4 protein-coding genes are annotated in these 7,307 nt (G+C 56.8%); all 4 read left to right on the top strand.

Annotation, left to right across the window (positions count from 1 at the left end; all coding sequences use genetic code 11):
• Window positions 1-1,873 (top strand): DNA-directed RNA polymerase subunit beta (gene rpoB / locus PMI29_RS24745; protein WP_007994656.1); only part of this gene is annotated, 1,873 nt, incomplete at its 5' end.
• 64 nt (window positions 1,874-1,937) lie between these two features.
• Window positions 1,938-6,137, top strand: coding sequence for a DNA-directed RNA polymerase subunit beta' (gene rpoC / locus PMI29_RS24750; RefSeq protein ID WP_007984408.1), 4,200 nt, complete (start codon window positions 1,938-1,940; stop codon window positions 6,135-6,137).
• Window positions 6,138-6,353: 216 nt separating this feature from the next.
• Complete coding sequence (gene rpsL, locus PMI29_RS24755; protein ID WP_003186084.1) at window positions 6,354-6,725, top strand: 30S ribosomal protein S12; 372 nt, start codon at window positions 6,354-6,356, stop codon at window positions 6,723-6,725.
• Between the two features lie 108 nt (window positions 6,726-6,833).
• The gene (gene rpsG, locus PMI29_RS24760) at window positions 6,834-7,307 is read left to right on the top strand and encodes a 30S ribosomal protein S7 (protein WP_007994653.1); all 474 of its coding nucleotides are present in this window, start codon (window positions 6,834-6,836) and stop codon (window positions 7,305-7,307) included.

Genomic DNA, 7,307 nt, shown 5'->3' with positions numbered 1-7,307 from the left:
AAGCCGTATCGTGGTTCGTGTTGCCGATGACGAAGTTGAAACCGGTGAAGCCGGTGTCGACATCTACAATCTGACCAAGTACACCCGCTCCAACCAGAACACCTGCATCAACCAGCGTCCGCTGGTGCGTAAGGGTGATCGGGTTCAGCGTAGCGACATCATGGCCGACGGCCCGTCCACCGACATGGGTGAACTGGCACTGGGTCAGAACATGCGCATCGCGTTCATGGCATGGAACGGCTTCAACTTCGAAGACTCCATCTGCCTGTCCGAGCGTGTTGTTCAGGAAGACCGTTTCACCACGATCCACATTCAGGAACTGACCTGTGTGGCCCGTGACACCAAGCTTGGCCCAGAGGAAATCACTGCCGACATCCCTAACGTGGGTGAAGCGGCTCTGAACAAGCTGGACGAAGCCGGTATCGTTTACGTAGGTGCTGAAGTTGGCGCAGGCGACATCCTGGTCGGTAAGGTCACTCCGAAAGGCGAGACCCAACTGACTCCGGAAGAAAAACTGCTGCGTGCGATCTTCGGTGAAAAAGCCAGCGACGTTAAAGACACTTCCCTGCGTGTACCTACCGGTACCAAAGGTACTGTCATCGACGTACAGGTCTTCACCCGCGACGGCGTTGAGCGTGATGCTCGTGCCCTGTCGATCGAGAAGTCCCAGCTGGACGAGATCCGCAAGGACCTGAACGAAGAGTTCCGCATCGTTGAAGGTGCAACTTTCGAACGTCTGCGTTCCGCTCTGGTCGGCCACAAAGCCGAAGGCGGCGCCGGTCTGAAGAAAGGCCAGGACATCACCGATGAAGTTCTCGACGGTCTTGAGCACGGCCAGTGGTTCAAACTGCGCATGGCTGAAGATGCTCTGAACGAGCAGCTCGAGAAGGCCCAGGCCTACATCGTTGATCGTCGCCGTCTGCTGGACGACAAGTTCGAAGACAAGAAGCGCAAACTGCAGCAGGGCGATGACCTGGCTCCAGGCGTGCTGAAAATCGTCAAGGTTTACCTGGCAATCCGTCGTCGCATCCAGCCGGGCGACAAGATGGCCGGTCGTCACGGTAACAAGGGTGTGGTCTCCGTGATCATGCCGGTTGAAGACATGCCGCACGATGCCAATGGCACCCCGGTCGACGTCGTCCTCAACCCGTTGGGCGTACCTTCGCGTATGAACGTCGGTCAGATCCTTGAAACCCACCTGGGCCTCGCGGCCAAAGGTCTGGGCGAGAAGATCAACCGCATGGTTGAAGAGCAGCGCAAGGTTGCCGAGCTGCGTAAATTCCTGCACGAGATCTACAACGAGATCGGCGGTCGTCAGGAAAGCCTCGATGACTTCTCCGACCAGGAGATCCTGGATCTGGCTCAAAACCTGCGTGGCGGCGTTCCAATGGCCACTCCAGTGTTCGACGGCGCCAAGGAAAGCGAAATCAAGGCCATGCTGAAACTGGCAGACCTGCCAGAAAGCGGCCAGATGCAGCTGACCGACGGCCGTACCGGCAACAAGTTCGAGCGCCCGGTTACCGTTGGCTACATGTACATGCTGAAGCTGAACCACTTGGTAGACGACAAGATGCACGCTCGTTCTACCGGTTCGTACAGCCTGGTTACCCAGCAGCCGCTGGGTGGTAAGGCGCAGTTCGGTGGTCAGCGTTTCGGGGAGATGGAGGTCTGGGCACTGGAAGCATACGGTGCCGCTTACACTCTGCAAGAAATGCTCACAGTGAAGTCGGACGATGTGAACGGCCGTACCAAGATGTACAAAAACATCGTGGATGGCGATCACCGTATGGAGCCGGGCATGCCCGAGTCCTTCAACGTGTTGATCAAGGAAATTCGTTCCCTCGGCATCGATATCGATCTGGAAACCGAATAACACGTGACGCGAATCGAGAGCGGGGCAGGATTGCCCGCTCTCTGCTCCGCCAGGAGGAAAGGCCTTGAAAGACCTACTGAATTTGCTGAAAAACCAGGGTCAAGTCGAAGAGTTCGACGCCATCCGTATCGGATTGGCATCGCCTGAGATGATCCGTTCGTGGTCGTTCGGTGAAGTTAAAAAGCCGGAAACCATCAACTACCGTACGTTCAAACCCGAGCGTGACGGCCTGTTCTGCGCCAAGATCTTTGGCCCGGTAAAGGATTACGAGTGCCTGTGCGGTAAGTACAAGCGCTTGAAGCACCGTGGCGTGATCTGCGAGAAGTGCGGCGTTGAAGTCGCGCTGGCAAAAGTTCGTCGTGAGCGCATGGCGCACATCGAACTGGCTTCGCCTGTTGCCCACATCTGGTTCCTGAAATCGCTGCCGTCCCGTATCGGCTTGCTGATGGACATGACCCTGCGTGATATCGAACGCGTTCTCTACTTCGAGAGCTACGTCGTTATCGATCCAGGCATGACCACCCTTGAAAAAGGTCAGCTGCTGAACGACGAGCAGTACTTCGAAGCGCTGGAAGAGTTCGGCGACGATTTCGATGCCCGCATGGGTGCCGAAGCTGTCCGCGAACTGCTGCACGCTATCGACCTGGAGCACGAGATTGGCCGCCTGCGTGAAGAAATTCCGCAAACCAACTCCGAAACCAAGATCAAGAAGCTGTCCAAGCGTCTGAAGTTGATGGAAGCCTTCCAGGGTTCCGGCAACCTGCCAGAGTGGATGGTGCTGACCGTTCTGCCGGTTCTGCCGCCAGATCTGCGTCCACTGGTCCCGCTGGATGGCGGTCGCTTCGCGACTTCCGACCTCAACGATCTGTATCGTCGAGTGATCAACCGTAACAACCGTTTGAAGCGCCTGCTGGATCTGTCCGCTCCGGACATCATCGTGCGCAACGAAAAGCGTATGTTGCAGGAAGCCGTCGATGCACTGCTCGACAACGGTCGTCGTGGCCGCGCTATCACCGGTTCCAACAAGCGTCCTCTGAAATCCCTGGCTGACATGATCAAGGGTAAGCAGGGTCGTTTCCGTCAGAACTTGCTCGGTAAGCGTGTTGACTACTCCGGTCGTTCGGTAATTACCGTAGGTCCGACCCTGCGTCTGCACCAGTGCGGTCTGCCGAAGAAGATGGCTCTCGAGCTGTTCAAACCGTTCATTTTCGGCAAGCTGGAAATGCGTGGTCTCGCGACCACCATCAAGGCTGCCAAGAAGATGGTCGAGCGTGAGCTGCCAGAGGTTTGGGACGTTCTCGCTGAAGTGATTCGCGAACACCCGGTTCTTCTCAACCGTGCGCCGACCCTTCACCGTCTGGGTATCCAGGCGTTTGAACCGGTACTGATCGAAGGTAAGGCTATCCAGCTGCACCCGCTGGTCTGCGCCGCGTACAACGCCGACTTCGACGGCGACCAAATGGCCGTGCACGTACCGCTGACGCTGGAAGCCCAGCTGGAAGCGCGTGCGTTGATGATGTCGACCAACAACATTCTGTCGCCAGCCAACGGTGAGCCAATCATCGTTCCGTCGCAGGACGTTGTATTGGGTCTGTACTACATGACGCGTGAAGCGATCAACGCCAAGGGCGAAGGTCGTGTGTTCGCGGATCTGCAGGAAGTTGACCGTGTGTTCCGTGCCGGCGAAGCCGCACTGCACGCCAAGGTCAAAGTGCGGATCAACGAAACCGTCAACGACCGTGACGGCGGCAGCGTGACCAACACTCGTATCGTCGACACCACTGTCGGCCGTGCGCTGTTGTTCCAGGTTGTGCCAAAAGGTCTGTCGTACGACGTCGTCAACCTGCCGATGAAGAAAAAGGCGATCTCCAAGCTGATCAACCAGTGCTACCGCGTGGTTGGTCTGAAAGAGACCGTGATCTTCGCTGACCAGTTGATGTACACCGGTTTTGCCTATTCGACCATTTCCGGCGTTTCCATCGGTGTTAACGACTTCGTTATCCCGGATGAAAAAGCCCGCATCATCGGTGCAGCCACCGACGAAGTGAAAGAGATCGAAAGTCAGTACGCCTCCGGCCTGGTAACCCAGGGCGAGAAGTACAACAAAGTGATCGACCTTTGGTCCAAGGCGAACGACGAAGTTTCCAAGGCGATGATGGCCAACCTCTCGAAAGAGAAAGTCATCGACCGTCATGGCGTCGAAGTCGACCAGGAGTCCTTCAACTCGATGTACATGATGGCTGACTCGGGTGCGCGGGGTTCCGCAGCACAGATTCGTCAGCTGGCCGGTATGCGTGGCCTGATGGCCAAGCCGGACGGTTCCATCATTGAAACGCCGATTACTGCGAACTTCCGTGAAGGTTTGAGCGTACTCCAGTACTTCATCTCCACTCACGGTGCTCGTAAAGGTCTGGCGGATACCGCGTTGAAAACCGCTAACTCCGGTTACCTGACTCGTCGTCTGGTAGACGTGGCACAGGATCTGGTTGTAACCGAGATCGATTGCGGCACCGAGCACGGCCTGCTGATGACTCCGCACATTGAAGGCGGTGACGTTGTAGAGCCGTTGGGTGAGCGCGTATTGGGTCGTGTTATTGCCCGTGACGTATTCAAGCCAGGTACCGAGGACGTCATCGTTCCTGCCGGCACCCTGGTAGACGAAAAGTGGGTCGAGTTCATCGAGCTGAACAGCATCGACGAAGTGATCGTGCGTTCGCCGATCAGCTGCGAAACCCGCTACGGCATTTGCGCCAAGTGCTACGGCCGCGATCTGGCTCGTGGTCACCAGGTGAACATCGGTGAAGCGGTCGGCGTTATCGCCGCCCAGTCCATCGGTGAGCCGGGTACCCAGCTGACGATGCGTACGTTCCACATCGGTGGTGCGGCAAGCCGGACCTCCGCAGCCGACAGCGTTCAGGTGAAGAATGGCGGTACCGTCCGTCTGCATAACCTGAAGCACGTTGAGCGAGTGGACGGCCACCTGGTTGCCGTATCCCGTTCCGGTGAGCTGGCCATCGCTGATGACTTCGGTCGTGAGCGTGAGCGTTACAAGCTGCCGTACGGTGCTGTGATTTCGGTTAAGGAAGGTGACAAGGTCGACGCTGGCGCAATCGTGGCCAAGTGGGATCCGCACACTCACCCGATCGTTACCGAGATGAAAGGTACCGTGACCTACGTGGGCATGGAAGAAGGCATCACGATCAAGCGTCAGACTGACGAATTGACCGGTATGACCAACATTGAAGTACTCGACGCCAAAGATCGTCCAGCTGCCGGTAAGGACATCCGTCCTGCCGTGAAGATGGTCGACGACAACGGCAAGGATCTGTTGCTGCCAGGCACTGACGTAATCGCTCAGTACTTCCTGCCAGCCAACGCCCTGGTCGGTGTAGCGGATGGTGCGAAGATCGCGATCGGTGATGTTATCGCTCGTATCCCGCAAGAAACTTCGAAGACCCGTGACATCACCGGTGGTCTGCCGCGTGTTGCTGACCTGTTCGAAGCCCGTCGTCCGAAAGAAGCGTCGATTCTGGCTGAAGTCAGCGGCACCATCGCGTTCGGTAAAGAGACCAAGGGCAAGCGCCGTCTGGTCATTACCCCGAACGACGGTAGCGATCCGTACGAAGAGCTGATTCCGAAGTGGCGTCACCTGAACGTCTTCGAAGGCGAACAGGTAAACCGCGGCGAAGTTATCTCCGACGGCCCGAGCGATCCACACGACATCCTGCGTCTGCTGGGTGTGAGTGCGCTGGCCAAGTACATCGTTAACGAGATCCAGGACGTTTACCGTCTGCAAGGCGTGAAGATCAACGACAAGCACATCGAGACCATCCTGCGTCAGATGCTGCGTAAAGTTGAGATCGCTGAATCCGGCGATTCCAGTTTCATCAAGGGCGACCAGATGGAATTGACTCACGTACTGGTAGAGAACGAGCGTCTGAGCGGCGAAGACAAGTTTGTCTCCAAGTTCACTCGCGTTCTGCTGGGTATCACCAAGGCGTCGTTGTCCACCGAATCGTTCATCTCGGCGGCTTCCTTCCAGGAAACCACTCGCGTACTGACCGAAGCGGCGGTAACCGGCAAGCGCGATTACCTGCGCGGCCTGAAAGAAAACGTGGTCGTGGGTCGTCTGATCCCGGCCGGTACCGGTCTGGCTTATCACAGCGAGCGTAAGCGCCGCCGTGATGCAGACAAGCCGTTGCGCGTAAGCGCCAGTGAAGTGGAAGCTGCACTGACCGAAGCGCTGAACTCGAGCGGTAACTGAGTTCTGCGGTAAATGAGTGTGAGGCCCTGGTCGCTCCGTTCATCGAATCGAGACAATTTGTCGGGATTGGATGAGCGGGGAGGGCGGGGCCTTGCCTTGACTGGGGACAAGATCCTCTTTAGACTCTTGTACCCCTAAATTTGGCGGGAACTCGTTCCTGCCATTTTGCTTTTCTTGCAAGACAATAGCGTCGCAAGACAACAGTGGAGCTAGTAGATGGCAACTATCAACCAGCTGGTACGTCAGCCGCGTAAGCGTATCGTCGAGAAATCCGACGTGCCTGCGCTGCAGAACTGCCCGCAACGCCGTGGCGTGTGCACCCGTGTGTACACCACCACGCCGAAAAAACCTAACTCGGCACTGCGTAAAGTATGCCGTGTGCGTCTGACCAACGGTTTCGAGGTTTCCTCGTACATCGGTGGTGAAGGCCACAACCTGCAAGAGCACAGCGTGGTACTGATCCGCGGCGGTCGTGTAAAAGACTTGCCAGGTGTTCGTTACCACACCGTTCGCGGTTCGTTGGATACTTCCGGTGTTAAAGGTCGTAACCAGGGTCGTTCGAAGTACGGTACCAAGCGTCCGAAGTAATCGGTCGTTTTGCAGTATTTAATTTTATTGAGTCGATAAGAGTAAGGTCGGGCACGTATCCACAGGATCTGTCCCGGGCTAACCTGAAGACCGTTTGAGGGCTTATCAATGCCAAGACGTCGCGTAGCAGCCAAGCGTGAGATTCTGGACGATCCGAAATACGGAAGCCAAATCCTCGCCAAATTCATGAACCACGTAATGGAAAGCGGCAAGAAAGCCGTTGCCGAGCGTATCGTTTATGGTGCCCTGGATACCGTGAAGGCTCGTAAGGCCGGCACCGATCCCCTGGAACTCTTCGAAAAAGCACTCGACGCCATCGCTCCGCTGGTCGAAGTGAAGTCGCGCCGCGTTGGTGGTGCTACTTACCAGGTTCCGGTCGAGGTTCGTCCTTCCCGTCGTAACGCTCTGGCAATGCGCTGGTTGGTAGACTACGCCCGCAAGCGCGGCGAGAAGTCTATGGCTCTGCGTTTGGCTGGCGAACTGTTGGACGCTGCCGAAGGTAAAGGTGCTGCAGTTAAGAAGCGTGAAGACGTTCACCGTATGGCTGAAGCCAACAAGGCTTTCTCGCACTACCGCTTCTAA

It is taken from the genome of Pseudomonas sp. GM49 (assembly GCF_000282355.1).
GTDB lineage: Bacteria > Pseudomonadota > Gammaproteobacteria > Pseudomonadales > Pseudomonadaceae > Aquipseudomonas.
The sequence above is the reverse complement of the archived record's forward strand: the minus strand, read 5'-3'. Positions and strand labels throughout refer to the sequence as shown.

Excerpts from the sequence above, each read along its gene's own strand:
- rpsL (WP_003186084.1), top strand. The coding sequence starts at position 6,354 with ATGGCAACTATCAACCAGCTGGTACGTCAGCCGCGTAAGCGTATCGTC.
- rpsG (WP_007994653.1), top strand. The coding sequence starts at position 6,834 with ATGCCAAGACGTCGCGTAGCAGCCAAGCGTGAGATTCTGGACGATCCG.